The following is a 19,633-nucleotide window of genomic DNA, read 5'->3' as shown; positions in this document are numbered from 1 at the left end:
TTCAATTTTTTTAAATAAAAATTAATGAAAACATATTATCCTCAAAAGAGATATAACCACACGATAAAATTTTTAGAGAAGGTGTTACCTGCACCAGCAACTATTTTAGATTTAGGAACTAGAAATAGGTTTACAGAAATTATGGAAAATCATGGGTATACCGTGATTAATACCAAAGGAGAGGATTTAGATTTTATTACTGATATTGTAAAAGAGCACGAAGTAGATGCAGTAACATCGTTTGAAATTTTCGAACATATGTTAGCGCCCTTAAATATTTTAAAGGAAATAAAAGCTACAAAATTAATTACCACTGTTCCGTTGAAATTATGGTTCGCAAATGCCTACAGAAGTAAAACGGATGTTTGGGATAGACATTATCACGAGTTTGAAGATTGGCAATTTGATTGGTTATTAGACAAATCGGACTGGAATATTGTTGAGTCAGAAAAATGGACAAGCCCTGTTAATAAAATAGGTTTCAGACCTATATTAAGGAAATTTATTCCGAGATATTATGCGGTTTACGCAGAAAGAAAGAAAGTAGTTGTAGATGAGAATAGGAATGATATTGGATAAGGTTTTTCCGCCAGATCCTCGTGTAGAGAATGAAGCAATTGGGTTGATAAAAAACGGACATGAAGTGTTCTTGTTTTGTTTGACTTATGGAGGGGAAGCACGTGAAGAAACCATTAATCAAATTCAAGTAAAGCGATATCAATCTAACAAATTAGAGTATAAATTATCCGCTTTAGCGTACACCGTTCCTTTTTATTCATTATTGATGAAAAAGAAGATTGCTGATTTTTTATTTAAAAATAAGATTGAAGCGATACATATTCATGATATCCGAATCGCTGATTCAGTTTTTTTAACTAATAAAAAACAGCAATTACCTGTCATTTTAGATTTGCATGATAATATGCCTGAGGTGATGAAGTTTTATCCGCACTTGCAAAAGTTCCCTGGGAAATATATCATTTCTCCAAAAAAATGGCAGCAAAAAGAAGAAGCATTTATTAAAAAGGCTGATAAAGTAATTACCGTTTCTCAAGAGTTTGTTGATGAAGTAGTTGAGAGAACTGAAATTGCTAAAAATAAAGTGGTTTTAGTACCAAATACCATTCGTAAATCTTTTTACAATGCCTTTGAGCTGAATACCGTCATCATCAAAAAGTATAAAGAAAATTTTGTAATTCTTTATCTGGGAGATACGCATGTTCGTAGAGGTTTACTAACGGCAATAAAAGCTGTTGTAAAATTAAAAGAACAAATACCGACTGTTAAATTGGTAATTGTAGGTAAGAATACCACCGATTATATTTTAAAAGCAGAAGTTGAAAAGTTGAAAGTATCCGGTTTTGTTGATTTTGAAGGTTGGCAAAACGTATCGTTATTTCCGTCTTATATAAAAGCAAGCGATATTTGTATTTCACCTTTACGACGTAATATTCAGCACGATGTGGCCTATGCGAATAAGTTATTTCAATATATGAGTTTGGCAAAACCATTATTGGTAAGTAACGCCATTGCTCAGAAAAACTTAATTGAAAAAATAAACGGAGGTTTGGTGCATGAAGCACAAAATGTAGCAGATTTCGAGGATAAAGTTTTAACATTATATAACAATCCTACTTTAAGAGAAGAATTGGGTAAAAACGGAGAAAATTTTGTTAAAAATGAATTTACTTGGGATAAAACTTCAGAAGGTTTAATCGATTTATACAATAATTTATAATTTGAAAGTACTAATTATTACATATTATTGGATTCCGGCAGGTGGTTCTGGTGTGCAGCGTTGGTTAAAATTTGTAAAATATTTACGCGATTTTAATATAGAACCTGTAGTATATACGGTTGATGAAGCTAAGTATCCTATTATAGACGAATCTTTAGCAAATGACGTTCCTAAAGATATTGAAGTAATAAAAAAAGGTATTTGGGAACCAAATGATCTTTTATCAATCTTTAAAAAGAAAGAAACCAAAACAAGTGCTGGTTTTTTAAATCCGAATCCGACTTTTTTCGGAAAAATACTACAATATGTTCGAGCTAATTATTTTATTCCGGATGCACGAAAATATTGGGTAAAACCATCGGTAAAATACCTCGAAAAATACTTGACAGAAAATAAGATTGATGCAATTATTACCACAGGTCCGCCACATAGTTTGCATTTAATCGGATTGCATTTAAAGAAAAAAACAAATGCAAAGTGGATCTCAGATTTTCGGGATCCTTGGACGGATATTGATTATTTTCATCAATTGCCATTAACTAAAAAAGCGATAAAAAAACACCATCAACTAGAAAAAGAAGTCCTTAAAAATGCCGATGCAAGTTTGGTGGTTGGTAAAACAATGAAGGCTAATTATGAGGTATTTTCAGATAACATACACGTGGTAACAAATGGATATGATGTTGATGAAAACACCAATAATCAAACTGTTTTAGATTCGAAATTTTCCATTACACATATCGGGTTGATGAATGCAGATAGAAATCCGAAAACGTTATGGAAAGCATTGGCCGAATTATCCGAAGAAAATACCGACTTTAAAAACGATTTAGAAATAAAACTGATTGGAAAGTTATCTGATGATGTTGTAGCGGATTTAAAAAAATACGACTTTAAAAATGTAACACGCATAAATTATGTGCCTCATAAAGAAGTACAACAGTATCAGCGAGCTTCACAGGTTTTATTATTAGCGGTAAATAAAGTGCCAAGCGCTAAAGGAATTATAACAGGAAAGATTTTTGAATATTTACAAGCAAAACGTCCTATCTTAGCAATTGGTCCGGAAGATGGTGATTTAGCGGAAATTTTAGCAAAAACAAACGCAGGTAGTATAGTTGATTTTAATGAGAAAGAGCAATTAAAAAAGACAGTTAGTGATTTGTATAAAAAATACCAACAAAACTCGTTAGAAGTTTCATCTGTAAATATCGAGCAATACCATCGCAAAGAACTAACCAAACAATTGTCAGTAATACTTAAACAAGTAGTAAATTCTTGAAGAAAATAGTTACCATATTAGGCGCTCGTCCTCAGTTTGTAAAAGGAGCTGTGTTAAGCCGAGTGATACATAAACATAATGAGGTTGAAGAGATAATTGTACATACTGGTCAGCATTTTGATGCCAATATGAGTGCAGTTTTTTTTGATGAAATGAAAATACCAAAGCCAAAGTATAATTTAAATATTAACGGTTTAAGTCACGGTGCCATGACAGGGCAGATGCTAGAAAAAATTGAGAAAATTTTAATAGCAGAAAAACCGGATGTAGTTGTGGTGTATGGTGATACTAATTCTACACTTGCAGGAGCTTTAGCTGCTAAGAAATTACATGTAAAAGTGGTGCATATTGAGGCTGGTTTACGTTCTTTTAATATGCAAATGCCTGAAGAAGTGAATCGTATCGTAACAGATAGGATTGCTGATTTATTAAGTTGTCCAACACAAGTTGCGATTGATAATTTGCAAAAAGAAGGTTTTAATAATTTAGATATTAAGATAGAACAGCATGGGGACATTATGAAAGATGCTGTTGAATTTTACGGACAGTTTTCTGAAGAGAAATCGACTATTATAAGCGATTTAGGTCTATTAGAAAATGAATTTGTTTTGGCGACAATTCACCGTCAGGAAAATACCGATTTTAAAGAGAAATTAACTGAAGTTTTTTCTGCTTTAGAAACAATAAACACAACAAAAAAAGTAGTATTGCCATTACACCCTCGCACTAAAAAAATGTTAGCTGAGTATAATTTACAGCCTAATATTACTTTTATAGATCCTGTTGGTTATTTTGATATGTTAGAATTGTTAAAAAAATGTAGTTTGGTGGTTACCGATAGTGGAGGACTTCAAAAAGAAGCGTTTTTTAATAAAAAGCACTGCATTATAGCGAGAGAGGAAACCGAATGGACAGAACTGGTAACATATAAGTATGCTACAATTACAGGAACACATCCGAAGAAAATAACCAATGCTTTCAACGAGTTTTTAAATTCAGAAAAAACATTTAAAGAAGCGTTATATGGTAAGAATGTAGGGGAGAAAATATATAAAGCTATAGTAGCATTAATTCAAGAATAAATTGGGAATCGTATTAAGACAGTCGCTAAAAAACACCATTATAATTTACTTAGGTTTTCTAATAGGAGGTATTAACACCATATATCTATATGCTCGTTTTTTAAAAGATGAATATTATGGTTTAGCAATGTATGTATTTGCTGCTTCAAATTTATTAATGCCTGTAATTGCTTTAGGTATTCAGTTTACAATTATCAAATTCTTTGTAGCCTACAAAACTAAAAAAGAAAAAGATAGTTTTTTAAGCTCGGTTTTATTTTTACCCCTTTTAATAGCTTTACCTGTAGGTTTTTGTTGGGACTTTTTTCATGATTTAATTATGGGATATGTTGCAAAAAGTAATGTTGAAGGGAACTTAATTATTGAGAATTATACTGTTTATATTTATATTATTGCAGTAGCTTGTGCTTATTTTGAAGTTTTTTATTCTTGGGCAAAAGTGCAAATGCAGTCGGTTTTTGGTAATGTTTTAAAAGAACTTTACAATAGAGCTGCGATTATGATATTGCTATTTGCAGTAAGTTTTGAGCTGATTACCAAGCAAGAGTTTTTGTATTATATGACAGTTGCCTACGTGGCGAGAACTATATTTATGATGTTGTATGCACTTAAACTATATACACCTAAGTTAACACTATCGTTACCGTTTAATTTTAAAGAGGTTCTTAGGTATACTTTTTATATTGTTTTAGCGGGTAGTGCAGGTGCGTTTGTATTGGATATAGACAAAGTAATGATTCCTGGTAAAGACGGCTTGGCAACAGCTGCTTATTATGGTGTTGCATTATTTATTGGTACTTTTATTGAAGCACCGAGTAGGGCAATGGGGCAAATATTACAACCGCTTACTTCTAAATCTATTAATGAAAACAATGATAAAGAAACAAAGAGTTTGTATGAAAAAAGCTCTATAAATTTATTATTAGTTGGTGGGCTGTTCTTTATATTGGTAAACTGCAATGTAGATGAATTGTTTAAAATAATGCCAAATAAAAATTATGCAGGTGGCGGATTGGTGGTTTTACTAATATCTACGGCTAAATTATTTTTAATGTCTTTAGGTAATAACGGAGCGATAATTCAAAACTCAAAATTTTATAAAATTACCATGCCTGTAGGAGTAGGAATGGCATTTATGGTGTATTATTTAAATATTTTCTTTTATAACGATATAGGTATGGGTACCGAAGGTTTGGCTTTAGCTACATTGTTAACTGTATTATTTTTTAATACGTTTAAGCTTTGGTTTGTTAATCGCAAATTAAAAATGTTTCCGTACACAAAGAAAACTCTTAAAATGCTATTAATAATAGCCGTATTGTTTTTCGGATTTTATTATTGGAATTTCTCGATACCTCAATTCTCTATTAAAAACACACCGATTGATCCGATAATAAATATTATCTTAAAAAGTATTTTAATAGTAGTAGTCTATGTGTTTGTGGTAATTAAACTAGCAGTCTCAGAGCAAATGAATAATTTAGCTAATCGGTTTATTAAATAATTAGGTTTTCTGTAAATAATATTTTTTAAGAAGAGATAACAGCGATGTGGACGTTATTTAAGTAAACTTTTTTTAATTCGACTTAACTGTACAGGCGATACATTAAGATAAGAGGCAATATAGCGTTGTGCGATTAAATTATCGATGGTAGGTATTCTTTCCTTTAAAATTAAATATCTTTCAGTAGCAGAATGCGTAGAGATATCTATAATTACGTTCTCAGCTTTTAAATAAGACTTTTCCATTGCCTTTATATAAAACAGGCTAAAATCATGATTTTTTAAGGTAAGTTCTTTTAATTTCAGAAAACAACCTTTATAACCAGTAACTTTAGTTAAAGCTTGGTAGTTTAAATCATAAGGAATGTTTTTTATTAAAGAGGCTAAGCTTCCTGTAAAATTAGGAGGTGTAAAAAAGAACTTTGTTACCTGTTTTCCGTCTTCAGTTTCTAAAAAAGATCTAATTAAGCCAGATTTTAAGATGAAAAAACTAGTAGTGTGTTCGTTTGTTTTAGCAAAGTATTCAAAAGGTTCGAGCTCACAATACGTAAGTCCTTCCGAAAAATCTGAAATAACATTTTTAGGTAGGTCGATGTACTGAGAAAGAGTTTTTTCAATATCGTTATTCATAAAAAGCGTAATTAACAAGTTGTATCTCAAATAGAGATACTTAAATTTAAGGAAAAATAACGACAAAAAAAAATAAACGCATAAAATCAAACTTACACAAGGGGGAGTAAGTTTGATTATTTTTTAAAGTTCATATTGGGGGGAACTTTTATTAATGTAACTTGTTAATTACATTACAAATGTATAATGTTTTCTCTTTGTGTGCATTAACATATGTTTATAATGTTATAAATGATGGTTTTTTCTTATTCTACTTAACTGTACTGGTGTAATATTTAAAAAAGAAGCAATATGATATTGGTTAATTAAGTTGTCAATGCCAGGGTGGCTTTTTCTTAACTTTTCATAGCGTTCTGTAGCACTTAGCATCGATAATTCTAATACTTTAGCTTCTTCTCTTAGATAAACACTTTCTAAAACCTTATAATGAAATATAGCTACATCATGATGTTTTTTTGATAAATCATAAAAAGATTCATAATGGCACTCTATAACTTCACAATCTGTAAGACATTCGTAAATTAAACCTGAAGGCTTTTTCTGTATCAATGCACCTAAATTCCCCGAAGTTACAATAGGTGTAAAAATTGTCTTTGTATGTTCCTTGCCTTTTTCATCGACTATGTAAGACCTCATGATGCCTTTTTTTAGAATATAAAAATTAACAGGCACCTGACCAAGTTTTACTATCTTATGGTTTTTTAAGAGTGTTTTGTTTTCAATTATGTTATAAAACTCTAAAAAAGAGCTTTCAGAAACATTATGGACGCTGTAAACAAAATTTCTTAAAAATTCCATGATAAAAGTACTGTATTTGGGTTCTATCCAAAGCTACATTTTTTATCAAAGCAAAAGAAATTTATTTTTAATTTCTTTATGAGGTACAAGTAATAAAGTTAGGTTATAAAGCAATATCGACTTAGTATTCTATACTCGTTTTTTCTAAAAGGCTAATAGCATTAGGGCCTTCCATAAAAAGTAAGTCTAATATAGATAAGTTGGGAATAAAACCATGTTTATCATCAAACATCTGAATGTAAGACTCCATCTTTACTTCAATCCCTTTTTTAGCAACTGCTAAAGCTCTATAATCTGTAATAGTAGGACTTACCTCGTAGTTTTCGGATGTAGCAAAAGAAGAGTCTATTTGCAAAGCATCCGCAATAAACAAATGGGTATCTATATTCACATCGTGCAGGTATTTGTAATCTCTAGTAAATATTTTAACAATATCATCTTCATAAAACTCAAAGAAAGGTGAAGAACGATAAGCCGATTGCAGCGATTTTAAATGCTGCTGTTGCCATGGTGAATCGTTTTCGACTAAAGTGTCTTTTGTTTTTTTTCGGCTTGTTTTAAGCAGGTGTTTTACTGGAACGTTTAAGCTTAGCTTGCCGTTAGCACCAAAAATATAGCACCTGTTTCGGTAGGTTTGTTTTTGATAATTATCATCAAGCTCAAAAACAACCGAATCAGATGTACTGATTGCTGCGTATTGTGAAATAGGCGCAAAATATGTGGGAATAAAAAGTGACATTATGCTTTCTTTTTACCTTTTCTGTAACTATAAAAGCTATAACCTGCAATTAAAACAAGTACGAGCCATAAATAAGAAGTAGGTTTTCCGCTACCGCCAACAGTGGTAAACATTCTGTCCCAACGAATAGATTTTACTTTTGCTCCAAAATCTAAGATTGAAATACTTGGGTCCCAACTTAACCAAATCATAACAGGTCTTCCAACCACATGGTCAAACGGTACATATCCCCAGTTTCTAGCATCTAAAGAACGCTGACGGTTGTCACCCATCATCCAGTAATAATCTTGCTTAAACGTATAGTTTTTAGCTTTTTTACCGTTGATGTATATGTCGTTACCAAAAATAGTTAAATCGTTATTTTCATATCTTCGGATGATTTGCTGGTAAAACGGAATCGTACTTTCATTTAAAGCAACTGTAGCTCCCTTTTTAGGAATATAAAGCGGTCCGAAATTGTCTGAAGACCAAGCGTATTTTGGATTGTGAGGAAAAACAGTAGGATCGTATGTGCCTTTCGGACTTAAATTTTTCTCGATACTTTTTACCAGTGGGTTTTTCTTTAAAGAGGCAGCTTCATCATCAGTAAGGTTTAAATAGTAAACGCCATCGTTAGACATTTTACCTTCTCTGTTCTTGTTGTATTCTCTTATAACAGTTTGTGATAATTCTTTTCCGTCTGTATCAATTTTAAAGTACCATTGTGGTTTTGCTCTGTCTGGTAATACCGTTTTCTTTCCGTTTATAAATACATAGCCATCACGAACCTCTAAGGTGTCACCAGCAATACCAGTGGCTCTTTTTACGTAATTGGTTCTTTTATCAATAGGCTTGTAAGTTGCTTTTCCTGATCTATCTCCCCACATTAGAGCTAATGTATCTGCCGGCCAGCTAAAAACAACTATATCGTTGCGTTTGATGTTCTGAAAACCTGGCAAACGCATGTAGGGTAGAGACAATTTGTTTAAAATTCCTTCTTTGTTTTTATCATCAGAAATAAAAGATTTACTTCCTAAAATAGGCAATGTATCGTGTGCCATAGGTGCAGCTATAGTTGTGCTAGGTATGCGGGCACCATAATGGAACTTACTCACAAATAAATAATCACCTACTAATAAGGTTTTTTCTAAAGATGAAGTAGGAATTGTATAGGGTTGCATAACGTAGGTGTGCACTAAAGTAGCTGCTATAATAGCAAAAGCAATAGAACTAACCCATTCACCTAAAGCAGAGCGTGGTTGTAAACTTCTATTCGCTATATAAGGTGTTTCGGTAGCGTAGTTGATATAAAAAATATAAAAACCTAAAGTGAAAATAGATAAAAGAGTGTCTTTTTTTTCATTAAAACCAAAACTTCTACACGTTTCTACCCAAATAATAGGAAACATTAATAGGTTTACGATGGGAATAAATAATAATAGTACCCACCATTTTGGGCGATTTATAATTTGCATTAAAACCACAGCATTGTAAACAGGTATTGCAGCTTCCCAAGCTTTTCTTCCTGCTTTAACGTATAATTTCCAAGTTCCTAAAAAATGGATAACCTGAATTATTAAGAAGCATAAAAACCATTCGGTAAATGTCATAATATGTATATTTTGTGTTCCTAAAAGGAATGAAATTTAATGTTATTAGTGAGCTTTTTTTATTTTTTGTTACGCAATTAACCTAAGTTTAACACATCTCGCATGGTGTAAACACCTGTTTTATGAACAAGCCATTCGGCAGCTATAACCGCACCTAAAGCAAACCCGTGTCTGTTATGCGCAGTATGTTTAATAGCAATAGTGTCAATGTCTGATTGGTAGCTTACGGTATGCGTTCCTGGTACATCTGGAGTTCTAACAGCGGTAATAGGGATGTTTTTTTCGGATGTTTTAGTAGCTAATTCCCAGTTTTCTTTAGATGAGTTTGCTACGATTCCGTCAGCCAAGGTAATAGCGGTTCCGCTAGGTGCATCTAATTTTTTTGTATGATGAATTTCTTCAATAGATACATTGTAGGTATTTAAAGTATCCATCATTTTAGCCAATTGTTTGTTTAGTTCAAAAAAAATAGTAACCCCTAAACTAAAATTAGATGCATAAATAAAAGCACCTTTTTTCTCGTTACATAAAGCGGTAATCGATTCGTATTTATCAAGCCAACCTGTGGTTCCTGAAATTACGGGGATATTATTTTCTATACAATTACTGATATTATTGTAAGCCGAATCAGGTACGCTAAAATCAATAGCGATATCAGCTTTTGTAATATCATACGTGTCTTTTCCTGAGCTTTTAATAACTATTTCATGGCCTCTTTGTAAAGCAATTTTTTCAATTTCTTTACCCATTCTACCATAACCAAGTAAGGCTATTTTCATTTAAAAAGAGTATTTTAATGTTAATCCTACTTTAGGAGCTTCTATAAAAAGCGGATCTGGATATACCATCGGTTTTAAAGATAAACTGTCGTCAGTGTCAAACTGTAATAAATGTGCATTTACACTAGCCTCTACAATTTGCAAAACATATATTAATACACCTGTTAAAAGTGATAAATCTCTATTTTTTCTAAGTACTTTCTGAGCATTTTCAAGTCCGTCATTAGAAATTATAGTGTTTCCGTTCTCGTCGGTAAATTCATCTTTTACCCCTTGTTTTCGAAGTTTAAAAGCAGTTCTATAGCGATCGTATTCGTTACTATTATCTAAATAATAATAAGCACTTGTTCCTATTGCCGCCCAAACGATTGGTGCTTTCCAATATTTTTTATTATAAATTTGTCCTGCTCCAGGAAAAATAGCTGAATAAAAAGCTGCTTTAGAAGGAGATAGTGGATTGTATTTATCACTACCTAATTGTAGTTGTTTAGCGCGTATAGCGGTAGAATCTTTTTGAGCAAATAAGAGTTGACTCAAAAAAAAACTAAAAAGAACAAATATGAGTGTGCGAATATTCAAGTTACTTTAATAGTTTTTTAATACGATTAAAGTCTTCTTCTGAGGTAAAAGGAATCGAAATTTTCCCTTTTCCCTTATTATTTACACTAACAGCTACCTTGTTGCCAAAATAATTACTCATGTCTTTTACACTTTCAGTAATAAAAGTAGGTACTGTTTTCTTTTTTGCGATTTTAGCTACAATACCCGATTTTAAACTTTTTACCAATTCTTCGGTTTGACGAACAGAAAGTTTATCTCTAACGATTTTTTCATAAACCGTTAATTGATTTTCGGTATTAAAAATACTAATCAATGCACGGCCATGTCCCATAGATATAAAACCGTCTCGCATACCTGTTTGAATAATTGGGTCTAGTTTTAATAAGCGTAAGTAATTGGTAACGGTAGATCTTTTTTTACCTACCCGAACACTTAATTCTTCTTGGGTTAACTGAATTTCATCAATTAAACGCTGGTAAGAAAGTGCTACTTCAATAGGATCTAAGTTTTTACGCTGAATATTTTCAACCAATGCCATTTCTAGCATTTCTTGATCGTTCGCTAAACGAATATAAGCGGGTACTGTTTTATTACCTATTAATTTAGAGGCTCTAAAACGACGTTCACCAGAAACTAATTGAAACTTGTTATTGGCTAACTTTCGTACGGTAATAGGTTGTATAACACCTAATTGTTCTATAGAATTCGCCAACTCACGTAAAGCTTCTTCATCAAAATAGGTTCTAGGCTGAAAAGGATTCATTTCTATTGAATCTAATCCAATTTCAATGATATTTCCTACTAATTTATCCGCGTTTTTATCCTCAGCAGAATTTACTTCAGCAGTTTCAGTTAATAAAGCTGATAAACCTCTTCCTAAAGCTCTTTTTTTAGTTGCTTTTGCCATGCTACAGTACTTATGCGTTTTTAGTTAAAATTTCGTTCGCCAAATTTAAGTAATTTACAGCACCTTTACTGGTTGCATCGTATGAAATTATACTTTCACCATAACTAGGCGCTTCACTTAAACGAATATTTCGGTGAACAATTGTATCAAAAACCATTGAGCTAAAGTGTTTTTTAACTTCTTCTACAACTTGGTTAGAAAGTCGTAAACGAGAATCAAACATGGTTAATAATAATCCTTCAATATCTAAATCTGGATTGTGAATTTTTTGAACACTTTTAATCGTATTTAATAATTTACCCAAGCCTTCTAAGGCAAAATATTCACATTGAATAGGTATGATAACAGCGTCGGCAGCTACTAAAGAGTTTAATGTAATTAACCCTAAAGAAGGAGCGCAGTCTATTAAAATATAATCATAATCATCTTTTATATCTGCGAGTGCCTTTTTAAGCATGTATTCTCTTGCTTGCTTGTCTACCAATTCTATTTCAATAGCAACAAGATCTATATGGGCAGGAATTAAATCAACATTAGGAGAACTCGTTTTTACAATAGTTTCTTTAGCTGATATGGTGTGTTCTAAAACTTGGTAGGTTCCAAACTCAATACTTTCAACATCTAAACCTAAGCCAGAAGTGGCGTTAGCTTGTGGGTCGGCATCTATTAATAATACCTTTTTTTCTAAAACACCTAATGATGAGGCTAAATTGATAGAGGTAGTAGTTTTACCTACACCACCTTTTTGATTTGCAATTGCGATTATTTTACCCATTGTGATTTATAAAAAGTTTGAAAGAGGTAAATTTACAATTATTTATCATTTTTAAAAGCGAAAGATGTTAACAAAAAGAAATACCAAACTTTAGGAGTATAAAAAAGCCACATAATTGAATATGTGGCTTTTATGATTTTATGTTAACTGTTTTATGCGTTTAACATCACAGGCATTACTAACATCGTAACTTGTTCACCTTCGTCAGTTCCGTCGATTGGCGTTAAAATTCCAGCACGATTTGGTAAAGACATTTCTATTAATACATCGTTTGCATTTAAGTTGTTTAACATCTCGCTTAAAAAACGTGAGTTAAAACCTATTTGCATGTCATCTCCTTGATAATCACAGTGTAATCGTTCATCTGCTTTGTTTGAGTAGTCTAAATCTTCGGCAGAGATATTTAATTCCGTTCCAGCCATTTTTAAACGAATCTGATGTGTTGTTTTGCTAGAGAAAATAGAAACACGACGAACAGAGTTTAAGAAAGAAGCTCTATCTACTGTTAATTTATTCGGATTCTCTTTAGGGATTACTGCTTCGTAATTAGGGTATTTCCCGTCGATTAAACGACAAACTAACACCACATTGTCAAAAGTGAATTTAGCGTTTGTATCGTTGTATTCTATTGTAACATTATTATCCGACCCGCTTAAAATCCCTTTTAATAAATTTAAAGGTTTTTTAGGCATAATGAATTCTGCAGATTTATCAGCAGTAACATCGGTACGCGTATATTTAACTAGTTTGTGAGCATCGGTAGCAACGAAAGTTAATTCTTTCGAGTTGAACTGAAAAAATACACCACTCATTACTGGTCGTAAATCATCATTTCCTGCAGCAAATATTGTTTTTGAAATTGCCGTAGCTAAAATGTTAGACGGAATATCAGTACTGCTAGGAGAAGGTAATTCAACAGCTTTAGGAAATTCTTCACCGCTAAAATAAGCCATGTCGTATTTACCTTGCTCAGAAATAATTTCGATAGTGCTATCACTTTCTGCTTTAAAAGTAAGTGGTTGCTCTGGGAAGGTTTTTAAAGTGTCTAATAATAAACGTGCATTAATAGCTATAGATCCGGTATCAGTACTTTCTACTTCAATAACCGATGTCATTGTTGTTTCAAGATCTGATGCTGAGATTTGAAGTTCGTTGTTAGCTAGTTCGAACAAAAAATTGTCTAAAATAGGTAATGTGTTATTGCTGTTTATAACCCCTCCTAAAACTTGTAATTGTTTTAATAACTGCGAGCTAGATACGATAAATTTCATTTAGTATAGTTTCTGTATATTAGATGTACAAATATATCTTAATTTGATGGTTTTAAAAATTATTTTTTTAACCATCAAAAAAGTTAATTAAACTGGTAGTTAAAAAGTAGGGTTCCGTAAAAATTACCCTTTGGTACGCGTACGCTTTTTAGCTTTTTTGTATGGTAATTTATAGCATAGCCAAAATTAAAACGATTGGCAGTAAAACGAATCCCTATTTCAGCTGTAAACTTAAAAGGTTCAATATCGTAGGTAATCGGACTGCTGTCATTTAAAAAACTACCTTCAATTGTTGCGTCATAGGCAACATAGCTAAACATAGGTTTTATATATAAAAAAGACTCAATTTCGTTGTTGAAATTGGTGTTTTCATTGTTTAGGTTTGCATTGAAAGCAATGGAGTTTATAATTTTCTGAAGTGGTTTTAGTCCGATACGTCCATAAAATCCTGTTGAGAAATCAGTATAAACGGTTCCGATTCTGATATTGTTAACCCAGTTAACATCAAGGTAGTTGTCGTTTGCTAGTTTTTTTATGTAGGTTATTTTTAAGTTCACTGCGAGAGCATCAGAAATCTGATCTTCCCACCCAATCGCCTTTTTAAAACCATATATTTCGTGAATAAAATCTTGCATCGGTTTGCTAAGCGCAGACGGACCAAGTGAACCAAGCTGTAATGTTGTTTTTATAATAGTTTCATTTTTATAAAAACGATGTATACCAAAACTACCAAATAAATAACCTGCAAATGGGCGATCGTGATCACTGCTTTGCTCAACAATAGCTTTAAATGGCGTATACATATGATGGCCAATTTGAATCTCGAAAATCTTTTTTTCAAGTTTTTCAGTTGTATTGTTGCTTAAATAGCGATACGAAAAAAACATACCATTGGTATAATACCTATCTTGATTAGGGGAGATATATAAATCATTATCGTTTAAAAAACTGAATTCTTTGGCGTATTTTCGTTGTGAGAAAAGGCTGATAGATGACAAGAGAATAAAAAAAAAGATTTTTTGTTTCATAGCAGCTAATATCGTCTTATTTTAGCAATGTTAGGGTTAAATTAGTAGCAATTCAACGTATTTTTTACATGGGAAAGAAAGCAAAACTTACAATTGATGATTTTGAAAGTGTTTCAACAAACGATCAATTGTTGTCTTTAATTAAAGAGAAAGGAGTTTCTGTTGATAAGGTTAAAGAGAAAATAGCATACGAGAAGGAGTTGAAAAAACTTCAGATAGAATTAGTGAAATTACAGCAGTGGATAGCTAAAAATAACAAACGAGTTGCGGTGATTTTCGAAGGGAGGGATGCTGCTGGAAAAGGCGGAAATATACGTCGTTTTATGGAGCATTTAAATCCGCGTTCTATGCGTTTGGTAGCTTTGAATAAACCAACGGTTGTCGAAAAAGGGCAGTGGTATTTTCAGCGATATATTAAAGAATTACCAGATCCAGGTGAGATTGTTTTTTTTGATCGTAGCTGGTATAATCGTGCTGTGGTAGAGCCTGTAATGGGGTTTTGTACAAAGGTAGAGTACGATAAGTTTTTAGTACAGGTGCCTGAGTTTGAACATATGTTGTATGAAGATGGTGTGGTAATTATTAAGTTTTGGTTGTCGATATCTAAAGACGAGCAAATGCGCAGATTTGATGCGCGTAATGATGATCCTTTAAAAAGATGGAAATTTAGTCCTGTTGATAAAAAAGGACAAGAATTGTGGAGCGATTATAGTTTCTATAAAGAAGAGATGTTTAGTAAAACACATACTTCTTACAGTCCTTGGATAGTGGTGAAAACAAATGATAAAAAGAAAGCGAGAATTGAGTGTATGCGTCATGTGTTGTCACAGTTTGATTATCAAGAAAGAGAAGATGTTAAAATGTCAACAAATCCAGATCCTAATATCGTAATGCGTTATTATCGCTCAGTAAATCACTTAGATTAATATGGAAAAGTTAACACAAAAAGATGTAAATAAACTAAATACTACCAAAGGGCTTAAAGCACTTTTGTCGAAGCCTTTTAATATAGAAAGGGCGGTTAGATATGTAGATTATGAGCGTAAATTAAAAAAATTACAGGTAGAGTTAATTCGTTTGCAAAAATGGGGGATTAATAATAATGAACGTATTATTGTTATTTTTGAAGGTAGAGATGCTGCGGGTAAAGGTGGTGCAATACGTAGAATTACAGAAAGAATAAATCCGCGTCATATGCGTATTGTGGCATTACCAAAGCCCAATGAAGATGAAAAAACGCAATGGTATTTTCAACGGTATGTACGAAAATTTCCAAAGGCAGGTGAAATTGTTTTATTTGATCGTAGTTGGTATAATCGAGCAGTGGTAGAGCCTGTAAACGGATTTTGTACGCAAGAAGAATATCAGGTTTTTATGAATCAGGTAAATGATTTTGAAAGAATGATTTTAGAATCTGGAATCCGATTGGTGAAAATATATATGTCTATCAATAAAAAAGAACAGGCAAAACGTTTTAAGGATATTATTAATAACCCATTAAAGCAATGGAAAATAACACCGGTAGATAAAAGAGCGCAGGAGCTTTGGGATGATTATACTGAGTATAAACGAGCAATGTTTTCCAAAACAAATACGTCAATATCTCCTTGGAAAGTGATTAGAGCAAACAGAAAAACGTTAGCGCGTATTGATGTTATAAACCATATTTTAAAAAGTATTCCTTACGATAAAAATACAGTAGTGTAAATTACTGTATTTTAAAATTTGCAATCTTTGGATGTTGTTATGTTTCACGTCATGCTGAAGCTATTTCGGCATTGCATCAATTTAGGAAGGCACGAATACTATTTTTATAAATAGGTTTCCGAAACTACATCGGAGTTTATGTGTATGGTATCATTCTACGTCATGCTGAATTTATTTCAGCATCGCATCAAGTAAGAAAAGAGTTAATACTGTTTTTATAAGTAGTTTTCCGAAACTACATGGCAGTTTATATAGATGTTATCATTCTACGTCATGCTGAATTTATTTGAGCCTCGCATCAAGTAAGAAAAGAGTTAATACTGTTTTTATAAATAGTTTTCCGAAACTACATGGCAGTTTATATAGATGTTATCATTCTACGTCATGCTGAATTTATTTGAGCCTCGCATCAAGTAAGAAAAGAGTTAATACTGTTTTTATAAATAGTTTTCCGAAACTACATCTTAGTTTATATAGATGTTATCATTCTATGTTATGCTGAATTTATTTCAGCATCGCATCAAGTAAGAAAAGAGTTAATACTGTTTTTATAAGTAATTTTCCGAAACTACATGGCAGTTTATATAGATGTTATCATTCTACGTCATGCTGAATTTATTTGAGCCTCGCATCAAGTAAGAAAAGAGTTAATACTGTTTTTATAAATAGTTTTCCGAAACTACATCTGAGTTTATATAGATGTTATCATTCTACGTTATACTGAATTTATTTCAGCATCGCATCAATCTTAGAGAGAGTGGTTGGTTTTTTGCAAATAGATTTATACGGTGTCGATGTTGTTTTTAACGCTTTCAAAAATATAAAAAACCTCTCCAGCTATTTGTTTACTCGTATTTAAATAGGTTTCTGAAGCTAAATCAGTAGTGTCTGCTTTTTTAGGATCTGAATAAGGTAAGTGAAACCTCGCAATGGCATCTGCAATAAACGGACAGTTTTCATCGGCACTATCGCAAGTTGTAATTGCGATGTACGGATAGCTATTGTGAGAATGATCAAAGGTTTTAGAGAAACCTATGATTGATTTTTTAGTTCCATCAAAAGAGATTAAATATCTTGGGTTTTGATGAGAAAAATCAAGGATGTTAAAGTTAAAACCAGTTTTTTGTAAGCTTTTTACCGTATTTCTATGAAAAGCAGTGGTTTCTGTTCCGCCAGAATACGTGTAAATATTTTTTAAATTAAAATATTCAATAGCAAAAAAACTCCAAACTTGTGCAAACTGACTCCTTCTAGAGTTGTGTGTGCAGATAAAATTTAAATTTATCTTTTCTCTTTCCTGATATTCATTACTAATTAATAGCGCAATATTGGTAAGTAGCTCTTTACGCTCATTACTAATTGTTATATCTTTGTTAGCTTCTTCAAAGAATGTTTTTGTGCTAATATTTTTAGTGTTTATCATTTTTTTACAGTTCTTTTGTAGGGTATTATACTGCAAAAATACGCTGTAAAAGACTATTGTTGAATTAAGTAAAGGTTAAGAATGTGTTTAGAAATAGGTAATAAAGTGGCGGTTTTAGATGCCGATATTAGAGGATTCATAACAAAAAAAGAAAATAACATTTTTTTTGTTAAGGATGTCGATGGTATGGAGTATTCCTTTTTTGAGAATGAGTTGGTTAAAATTCATACAGATCAAAATGAGTTAAGCAGGCACGTTAACATAAATAATAGTTTTTTAAAAGAGAAGATTCAGCAGGCGCCTAAAAAGAAAAAATCAATATTCGTAAAAGATAAAAACGAAGTGGTGATGGAAGTCGATTTGCATGCAAGTAAATTAGTAAAATCTACACGTGGTATGGATAATTACGATGTGCTTTCTTTACAATTGCAAACAGCTAAACATAAATTAGAATATTGCATGGCTAAAAGCATCTCTAAATTAGTGTTAATTCATGGAGTGGGAGAAGGGGTGTTAAAAAGCGAATTGTATTATTTACTAAATAATTATGAAGTAAAATATTACGATGCCTCTTACCAAAAATACGGACAAGGAGCTACTGAGGTTTATATTTATCAAAATTCAAATTAAGAATATTTTATGGAATCTGTTTATTTAGATAATGCAGCAACAACACCAATGTTACCCGAAGTTATTGAGGTAATGCAACAAGCAATGTTGCAAAATTTTGGAAATCCTTCGTCTACACATCAGTTTGGTAGAAAGGCAAAAGCAGCAGTAGAAACAGCAAGAAAAAATATAGCAAAGCACTTTAATGTAGCTGCAAGAGAAATTGTTTTTACGGCAGGTGGTACCGAAGCAGATAATTTAATTTTGCAAAATGCAGTCGTAAATTTAGGGGTAACAAGAATTATTACCTCTAAAATAGAGCATCATGCAGTTTTACGCACGGTTGCCTATTTGCAAAAACAGTATGGGGTGAAAGTGGACTTCGTGGAGTTAGATGAAAACGGAGCGGTTGTAATAGATAGCTTAGAAAAGCTTTTAAAGCAAGGTGATGAAAAAACATTGGTAAGTTTAATGTATATAAATAATGAAATCGGAAATATATTACCAATTGATGAGGTTGTGGCTTTATGTAAAACCTATCAAGCTTATTTTCATTCAGATACCGTACAGGCGATAGGGCATTATCAAATAGATTTGCAAAAAATACCGATCGATTTTATAGTAGCAAGTGCGCATAAATTCCATGGCCCAAAAGGGGTGGGTTTTGTGTATATTAAAAAAGGAATTGCTGTACAGCCAATGCTGTATGGTGGAGAGCAAGAAAAAGGAGTGCGATCTAGTACCGAAAACGTACATGCTATTTTAGGAATGGAAAAGGCGTTGGAAGTAGCATATATAAATCTAGAAAAGGATAAAGAGTATATTCTAAATCTAAAAAAATACTTAATTGGTGAATTAATTAATAAGAATACTAATATCTCTTTTAATGGTTTGTCCGCTGATGTAAATAATAGTAGTTATTTAATAACGAGCTTGCGATTGCCTATTCGTAAAAATATGTTATTATTTGATTTAGATTTAAAGGGAATTGCAGTTTCTGGAGGAAGTGCTTGTCAAAGCGGAAGTAATAAAGGTTCGCATGTGTTGCAAGTTTTTTTAAGTGATGATGATGTTGAAAAAACATCACTCCGAGTTTCTTTAAGTAAATTAAATACCAAAAAAGAAGTAGATTCCTTGGTAAATATTCTTTTAAAAATTACAAAATAATTATTTCTTCAAATTAGTTGATTTAAGAGGTTTTTTTTATTTCGA

20 protein-coding genes are annotated in these 19,633 nt (G+C 32.1%); 9 read left to right on the top strand and 11 right to left on the bottom strand.

What is annotated here, in order from left to right; genetic code table 11:
* Nucleotides 1–24 precede the first annotated feature (24 nt).
* From H0I30_RS03495 to H0I30_RS03475, 5 genes are read left to right on the top strand one after another with little or no spacing between them, the layout of a single operon-like run.
* On the top strand, nucleotides 25–579 hold the full coding sequence (locus H0I30_RS03495) for a methyltransferase (protein WP_218772930.1): 555 nt from the start codon (nucleotides 25–27) through the stop codon (nucleotides 577–579).
* Nucleotides 554–1,738, top strand: a complete 1,185-nt coding sequence (locus H0I30_RS03490) for a glycosyltransferase family 4 protein (protein WP_218772929.1) — start codon at nucleotides 554–556, stop codon at nucleotides 1,736–1,738. The genes H0I30_RS03495 and H0I30_RS03490 overlap by 26 nt, the downstream gene beginning before the upstream one ends.
* Before the next feature lies 1 nt (nucleotide 1,739).
* On the top strand, nucleotides 1,740–3,020 hold the full coding sequence (locus H0I30_RS03485) for a glycosyltransferase family 4 protein (protein ID WP_218772928.1): 1,281 nt from the start codon (nucleotides 1,740–1,742) through the stop codon (nucleotides 3,018–3,020).
* Entirely contained in the window at nucleotides 3,017–4,102 is a 1,086-nt protein-coding gene (gene wecB, locus H0I30_RS03480) for a non-hydrolyzing UDP-N-acetylglucosamine 2-epimerase (protein WP_218772927.1), read from the top strand. Before H0I30_RS03485 ends, wecB begins: the two co-directional genes overlap by 4 nt.
* A 1-nt stretch (nucleotide 4,103) precedes the next feature.
* Nucleotides 4,104–5,606, top strand: coding sequence for a lipopolysaccharide biosynthesis protein (locus tag H0I30_RS03475; RefSeq protein ID WP_218772926.1), 1,503 nt, complete (start codon nucleotides 4,104–4,106; stop codon nucleotides 5,604–5,606).
* 53 nt (nucleotides 5,607–5,659) lie between these two features.
* On the opposite strand, the gene H0I30_RS03470 is transcribed toward H0I30_RS03475, so the two are convergent.
* From H0I30_RS03470 to H0I30_RS03425, 10 genes are all read right to left on the bottom strand, one after another.
* A complete protein-coding gene (locus tag H0I30_RS03470) occupies nucleotides 5,660–6,235 on the bottom strand; it encodes a Crp/Fnr family transcriptional regulator (RefSeq protein ID WP_218772925.1) in 576 nt (191 codons plus the stop codon).
* Between the two features lie 225 nt (nucleotides 6,236–6,460).
* The gene (locus tag H0I30_RS03465; RefSeq protein ID WP_218772924.1) at nucleotides 6,461–7,033 is read right to left on the bottom strand and encodes a Crp/Fnr family transcriptional regulator; all 573 of its coding nucleotides are present in this window, start codon (nucleotides 7,031–7,033) and stop codon (nucleotides 6,461–6,463) included.
* Between the two features lie 121 nt (nucleotides 7,034–7,154).
* Nucleotides 7,155–7,772, bottom strand: a complete 618-nt coding sequence (locus H0I30_RS03460; RefSeq protein ID WP_218772923.1) for a WbqC family protein — start codon at nucleotides 7,770–7,772, stop codon at nucleotides 7,155–7,157.
* Complete coding sequence (gene lepB, locus H0I30_RS03455) at nucleotides 7,772–9,361, bottom strand: signal peptidase I (protein ID WP_218772922.1); 1,590 nt, start codon at nucleotides 9,359–9,361, stop codon at nucleotides 7,772–7,774. Before lepB ends, H0I30_RS03460 begins: the two co-directional genes overlap by 1 nt.
* A gap of 77 nt (nucleotides 9,362–9,438) precedes the next feature.
* The gene (gene dapB / locus H0I30_RS03450; RefSeq protein ID WP_218772921.1) at nucleotides 9,439–10,140 is read right to left on the bottom strand and encodes a 4-hydroxy-tetrahydrodipicolinate reductase; all 702 of its coding nucleotides are present in this window, start codon (nucleotides 10,138–10,140) and stop codon (nucleotides 9,439–9,441) included.
* Nucleotides 10,141–10,677 (bottom strand): DUF5683 domain-containing protein, encoded by a 537-nt coding sequence (locus tag H0I30_RS03445; protein WP_255554313.1) that lies wholly within the window; start codon nucleotides 10,675–10,677, stop codon nucleotides 10,141–10,143.
* A gap of 43 nt (nucleotides 10,678–10,720) precedes the next feature.
* Nucleotides 10,721–11,608, bottom strand: coding sequence for a ParB/RepB/Spo0J family partition protein (locus tag H0I30_RS03440; protein WP_218772919.1), 888 nt, complete (start codon nucleotides 11,606–11,608; stop codon nucleotides 10,721–10,723).
* Between the two features lie 10 nt (nucleotides 11,609–11,618).
* Entirely contained in the window at nucleotides 11,619–12,383 is a 765-nt protein-coding gene (locus H0I30_RS03435) for a ParA family protein (RefSeq protein WP_218772918.1), read from the bottom strand.
* A 152-nt stretch (nucleotides 12,384–12,535) separates the two neighbouring features.
* The gene (dnaN, locus tag H0I30_RS03430; protein WP_218772917.1) at nucleotides 12,536–13,654 is read right to left on the bottom strand and encodes a DNA polymerase III subunit beta; all 1,119 of its coding nucleotides are present in this window, start codon (nucleotides 13,652–13,654) and stop codon (nucleotides 12,536–12,538) included.
* 83 nt (nucleotides 13,655–13,737) lie between these two features.
* The gene (locus H0I30_RS03425) at nucleotides 13,738–14,682 is read right to left on the bottom strand and encodes a lipid A deacylase LpxR family protein (protein ID WP_218772916.1); all 945 of its coding nucleotides are present in this window, start codon (nucleotides 14,680–14,682) and stop codon (nucleotides 13,738–13,740) included.
* Nucleotides 14,683–14,750: 68 nt separating this feature from the next.
* On the opposite strand from H0I30_RS03425, the gene ppk2 (H0I30_RS03420) reads away from it, so the two are divergent.
* Complete coding sequence (gene ppk2, locus H0I30_RS03420; protein WP_218772915.1) at nucleotides 14,751–15,608, top strand: polyphosphate kinase 2; 858 nt, start codon at nucleotides 14,751–14,753, stop codon at nucleotides 15,606–15,608.
* Nucleotide 15,609: 1 nt separating this feature from the next.
* The gene (gene ppk2 / locus H0I30_RS03415; protein WP_218772914.1) at nucleotides 15,610–16,389 is read left to right on the top strand and encodes a polyphosphate kinase 2; all 780 of its coding nucleotides are present in this window, start codon (nucleotides 15,610–15,612) and stop codon (nucleotides 16,387–16,389) included.
* Nucleotides 16,390–17,170: 781 nt separating this feature from the next.
* On the opposite strand, the gene H0I30_RS03410 is transcribed toward ppk2 (H0I30_RS03415), so the two are convergent.
* On the bottom strand, nucleotides 17,171–17,812 hold the full coding sequence (locus H0I30_RS03410) for a hypothetical protein (protein WP_218772913.1): 642 nt from the start codon (nucleotides 17,810–17,812) through the stop codon (nucleotides 17,171–17,173).
* 81 nt (nucleotides 17,813–17,893) lie between these two features.
* Here H0I30_RS03410 and H0I30_RS03405 point away from each other — a divergent pair, with 81 nt between their 5' ends.
* Nucleotides 17,894–18,442, top strand: coding sequence for a Smr/MutS family protein (locus tag H0I30_RS03405; RefSeq protein WP_218772912.1), 549 nt, complete (start codon nucleotides 17,894–17,896; stop codon nucleotides 18,440–18,442).
* Nucleotides 18,443–18,451: 9 nt separating this feature from the next.
* A complete protein-coding gene (locus tag H0I30_RS03400; protein WP_218772911.1) occupies nucleotides 18,452–19,588 on the top strand; it encodes a cysteine desulfurase family protein in 1,137 nt (378 codons plus the stop codon).
* Nucleotides 19,589–19,633: the final 45 nt, after the last annotated feature.

The organism is Tenacibaculum sp. AHE14PA (assembly GCF_019278465.1).
In the GTDB taxonomy this organism is placed as follows: Bacteria; Bacteroidota; Bacteroidia; order Flavobacteriales; family Flavobacteriaceae; genus Polaribacter; species Polaribacter bernardetii.
This window is presented reverse-complemented; position numbering and strand designations above follow the sequence as displayed.

Bases quoted from the DNA above. Each gene is read 5' to 3' on its own strand.
- H0I30_RS03495 (WP_218772930.1), top strand. From the start codon at position 25: ATGAAAACATATTATCCTCAAAAGAGATATAACCACACGATAAAATTT.
- H0I30_RS03490 (WP_218772929.1), top strand. From the start codon at position 554: ATGAGAATAGGAATGATATTGGATAAGGTTTTTCCGCCAGATCCTCGT.
- H0I30_RS03470 (WP_218772925.1), bottom strand. From the start codon at position 6,235: ATGAATAACGATATTGAAAAAACTCTTTCTCAGTACATCGACCTACCT.
- H0I30_RS03465 (WP_218772924.1), bottom strand. From the start codon at position 7,033: ATGGAATTTTTAAGAAATTTTGTTTACAGCGTCCATAATGTTTCTGAA.
- H0I30_RS03460 (WP_218772923.1), bottom strand. From the start codon at position 7,772: ATGTCACTTTTTATTCCCACATATTTTGCGCCTATTTCACAATACGCA.
- lepB (WP_218772922.1), bottom strand. From the start codon at position 9,361: ATGACATTTACCGAATGGTTTTTATGCTTCTTAATAATTCAGGTTATC.
- dapB (WP_218772921.1), bottom strand. From the start codon at position 10,140: ATGAAAATAGCCTTACTTGGTTATGGTAGAATGGGTAAAGAAATTGAA.
- H0I30_RS03440 (WP_218772919.1), bottom strand. From the start codon at position 11,608: ATGGCAAAAGCAACTAAAAAAAGAGCTTTAGGAAGAGGTTTATCAGCT.
- H0I30_RS03435 (WP_218772918.1), bottom strand. From the start codon at position 12,383: ATGGGTAAAATAATCGCAATTGCAAATCAAAAAGGTGGTGTAGGTAAA.
- dnaN (WP_218772917.1), bottom strand. From the start codon at position 13,654: ATGAAATTTATCGTATCTAGCTCGCAGTTATTAAAACAATTACAAGTT.
- H0I30_RS03425 (WP_218772916.1), bottom strand. From the start codon at position 14,682: ATGAAACAAAAAATCTTTTTTTTTATTCTCTTGTCATCTATCAGCCTT.
- ppk2 (WP_218772915.1), top strand. From the start codon at position 14,751: ATGGGAAAGAAAGCAAAACTTACAATTGATGATTTTGAAAGTGTTTCA.
- ppk2 (WP_218772914.1), top strand. From the start codon at position 15,610: ATGGAAAAGTTAACACAAAAAGATGTAAATAAACTAAATACTACCAAA.
- H0I30_RS03410 (WP_218772913.1), bottom strand. From the start codon at position 17,812: ATGATAAACACTAAAAATATTAGCACAAAAACATTCTTTGAAGAAGCT.
- H0I30_RS03405 (WP_218772912.1), top strand. From the start codon at position 17,894: ATGTGTTTAGAAATAGGTAATAAAGTGGCGGTTTTAGATGCCGATATT.
- H0I30_RS03400 (WP_218772911.1), top strand. From the start codon at position 18,452: ATGGAATCTGTTTATTTAGATAATGCAGCAACAACACCAATGTTACCC.